The organism is Hydrocoleum sp. CS-953, from assembly GCF_002260545.1.
Lineage (GTDB): Bacteria > Cyanobacteriota > Cyanobacteriia > Cyanobacteriales > Microcoleaceae > Trichodesmium.
In genome coordinates this window covers 1-4,243 of record NZ_LGSU01000690.1, presented here as the reverse complement: position 1 = coordinate 4,243, position 4,243 = coordinate 1, and the positions used below count along the sequence as shown (strand labels likewise).

1 protein-coding gene is annotated in these 4,243 nt (G+C 41.3%); it reads right to left on the bottom strand.

Annotated elements, in window-relative coordinates; all coding sequences use genetic code 11:
* Positions 1 to 835 precede the first annotated feature (835 nt).
* Entirely contained in the window at positions 836 to 3,799 is a 2,964-nt protein-coding gene (locus AFK68_RS07945; protein ID WP_094672282.1) for an insulinase family protein, read from the bottom strand.
* Positions 3,800 to 4,243 lie beyond the last annotated feature (444 nt).

The window sequence follows — 4,243 nt, the reverse complement described above, 5'->3', positions numbered from 1 at the left end:
ATAGCAACAGCCAGGGCGATTAGGACATAGACTGATGATGAATCAAAGACCACGGAAACACTTTTCCCACTGTTCCCTGTTCCCAGTTAAGTGTTCCCTGCTATAAATAATTAAACTAAGGTAATTACTTTATTGTTAGTTTGAAGTAATTTAGCATTAATTATTCTTGTTTGTACGGACGTTGCATGCAACGTCCATACCACCCCCACTCCCCTACTTCAATCAAATGTAGAAAAGTTTTTGAGAAATGGTATAATATTTCGGTGCGTTACGCTTCCGCTTTTCATGTCGGCGACAGCCGAAACGCACCCTACTGGACTGACACACCTTAAATTGTGCAATAGTAGGGGCGGGTTTTAGCTAGAATTTTGATGCTTACTCTAAGATTTAGATAAACCCACCCCACCAGACGGTCGGTTATATCATTGGGGGCGGGTTTATCTGACTCAATGTGAAAACTCGTTGTACGGACGTTTTGCTGACGCAAAGCTCCGCTTTATATGTCGGCGACAGCCGAAGTGCGTAATTAGGAGCATTCCGTCAGGAAAGTTGTGCGCCAGCAAAACGCGGAGCGACATGGAAAGCGGAGCATTCCGGAACGGAAAACGCATTTTTGCCTGTGCAACGTCCCTATGGTGAAACCCGCCACTACAGAGTCTGATTCCCTATTGCACAGTTTTAGCTGAAACAGTCCACTACTGGACTGACACACTTTAAATGGTGCAATAGTAGGGGCGGGTTTTAGTGGAAATTTTGATGCTTACTCTAAGATTTAGATAAACCCACCCTAATGCACTGTTGGGGGTTTGGAGACCAAACCCCTACGATTCCTAAATTACATAATATCAGAAATGTTCAATGGATCTGCTTCGCGATGACGGTTTGCTTCTTCCAATTTCTCGCGAGAAGACATGACGCAAATATTATTACGTTCCATCCCCGCAGTAAACACATCTAACAAAGTTTGTTTCACATCTGCTACTGTAGCTTTCAGCGATCGCTCATAACGTTCTTCCCTGACTTCTGAACTTTTTGCTGTCAGATAACGTTCCAAAGCTAAACCTGTCGCTGTCTCTGGACGCAACACTGGAGAATCATCCTGAGTTGTAGCAATAATAGCACGGTCAACATCAGTCTGAGTCCAATCTACATCCTTGATATAATCTATTAAACCAGCAAAAACATCAAGAGTTCGACTAACATGGGGGTCACGATAGGAATACAGAGAAACAGTTTTTCCTAAACCACTGTAACTACATCCGGCACCGTAAGCATTACCCTTCAAACGAATTTCTGTGAATAGATAACCCAAACGTAATAAATGAGCGCCTAATCTTAAAAGTGGCGACCTTTCATTACTGAAGTGAGGTGCTGGCATAGTCTGAACGCAATAAGCCACCTGTACCGGACCTGCTAAACCTTCCCGTATATTGTAAATTGGTTCAAAGCGACTACCAAAAATGTCTCCTTCTTTTTGCTGTTGTTGGAGACCCCACTCTGAGAGAGTTTTCTTAACTACCTCATAAGCACTATCGGAACCTGTAAAACTAGCAGTCAAAGGTTGATTCGCAATAAAATCCCGGATAGTTTCAATCTGGGTCATCATATTTGCTCCATGCTCATCAAAACGATCGCATACTTTGTTCAGCAACTCTAATTGAGGCAAACCATTAACAATCTCACTAATACTCCCCTCCTTGGTCATTCCAGCAGCAGCTCGCGACATAGCTGTGTAGATACCATTGTAAATCAAATCGGAACTACATTGAGCATGAGATTGAGTCATCACCTCTCGTAGTCGAGCTGTATCGCGGGGGTTGACTGCAAAAATCATGTTCCGCAACAACTCTAATGATCGTTCAATCTGGTCATCCAGAGTTTTCATGGTGACGCGAAGTCCATACACAGGGCGATAGGCGTCTTGAGCATAAGTCCGTAACTGACATTGAAAATTAATGCCGCCAGTATAAGAAGCAATACCATGAGCAACTTGTTCGTAGTTCATTTCTCCCGCACCTAATTTGCGCAGTGCATCTATATAAGTAGATACATACAACCACAAATCTTCAGGCAACCCCCGCAAACTGAAATCTAGTTGTAAATAATTTACCCCATTTGCCAACACATGATTTCGTAATAGTGTTACTTCACCATCAAGTTGTTCGACATCAGTGGGAATATGTTCTGGTTTTTCCGGTAAGTCGCTTACTTGTAGTTGGGGAAGTTTAGCTACTGCTTCGGGAGCATTGGGTGTTCCTGACTCCGCTTCTAATTCTTCTGCTTCAGTAGCGATGCGCTCTAATTGTTCTGGGGTTAGTTGAGAACGAACCTGCTCGACTTGTTCCACTACTGCTTGGTCATAATTAGATTGCCATTCTTGGTCTGGTTTTAATACCAATGTCAAACGGTGGGGGTTGTTGAGTAACTTTTCCCGAATTAAGTCATTGAAATAGTTAGGATTTTCAGCATAACGTTGTTTACATTCAGCGAGGCGATCGCCAATATGTAAAAGCGTCAATGGATCGTTACCATAAATCCAAGTTTGCATCACCCGGAACAACATCCGCAAAGGATACATCCGAGCAATTTCTTGGTGTTGGTAGGTTGCCTGTTGAAATGCTGCTTCAACAATACTAGGTTCAATTTCACCAGCAGCAATTGTTTCTAGGGTATTGACAACTAACTGACTAAATGCTTCTCCCTTGTCAGGTTCACTTCCTTGAATACCTACATGGAAGGTAGCTTCTTTACCCACAGAGTCTACTCCAGATCCCAGTATATCTTGACCAATTTGGGATTCAACGACCGCTTTTTTCAAGGGTGCTGCTTCATTTCCCAACAAAATACGACTGAGAATATCTAAAGCTACCCATTCCTCAGAGTTAGTGGTATCTCCCACCAACCATTTCATCATTATGTAAGTTTTCTCTTTTGTTTCGTCTGCTGCACTAACAGGATAAGATTCTTCTTTAAACTGAGGTTCACTCCATCGAGATTGAGGGTTAATATTGATATTGGGTTCCCGTCTTTCAAAAGCGTCTAATTTTTGAGCTAAAAAGTTGAGATATTCGGGAGTGGGAATATTGCCGTAGAAAACGAAGTAAGCATTACTGGGATGATAATAGTTGGCGTGGAAGTCACGGAAGTCTTCGTAAGTCAGTTCAGGAATATTTTTGGGGTCGCCTCCGTATTCCAAACCATAAATGTTATCAGGAAATAGACTTTGGTTGGCAATACTATCTAACCTTTGTTCGGGGTCAGAAAAAGCTCCACTCATTTCGTTGTAAACTACCCCAGTAAATTTTAATTTTCCTGTTGGGTTTTCGGGGTCAGCAGGAGCTAGGTGATGTCCTTCTCTTTTAAAGGTATTTTCAGTCAGCAGCGGATGGAATACGGCATCAAAGTATACTTCTGCCAAGTTGAATAGGTCTTGTTTGACTTTACTGGAGACTGGATAATAGGTACAGTCAGGGCCAGTCATAGCATTAATGAAGGTTGCTGGACTCATTTTTAGCATTTCAAAAAATGGTTCCCGTACAGGATATTTTTCTGAACCTGCTAGTACAGAATGTTCAAGGATGTGGGGTACTCCTGTACTATTTGGAGGGGGGGTGGGAAAACTAATTGAAAATAGATTTTCGGCATCTTCTGAATATAGGTGTAGCAGTTTAGCACCTGTTTTGAGATGTTCTAGCTGATAAGCTACCATCTGCTGTTGTTTTAGGTCAGTAATGGCTTTTACTTCAAAGCCTTCTAGTTTTTGTCCAACTTCTAAAGTTCTTTCAGTTAATAGAGGCATAGAAAATGAATTACTATGAATGTTTACTTTTTCTTAGTTTAAGTTATTTCTGCTGTTCGGTTTACTCACCTGGTTAGGTAGGGTTGTTTTTTGGGAGATGGGGAGATGCGGAGTGTGGGGAGTATCTTGTCTGTTCCCTATTCCCTACTCCAGGCAAAAATCTATATCTTTATCGGAGAGTTATATTAAGTATGAAAAACTAGGATAGGATTTGAGATTGCTTTCTATGGTTGCTGCGGAAGAGTTTTAAGCCAGATTATATATAATTATGAATTACGTTGAAAGCCTCCCCTTCTTAATGGGAAAATTAGCTATTAATTTGTAAGCATTCAGCTATTAGCACTCAGCTTTCAGCTTTTTAAAATGCTAGGAGTTAATAAATTATAAGCTGTTGTGTATCTAGATTTTATATTCCCTATTGCTAGGAGCAAAAATTGAATATAT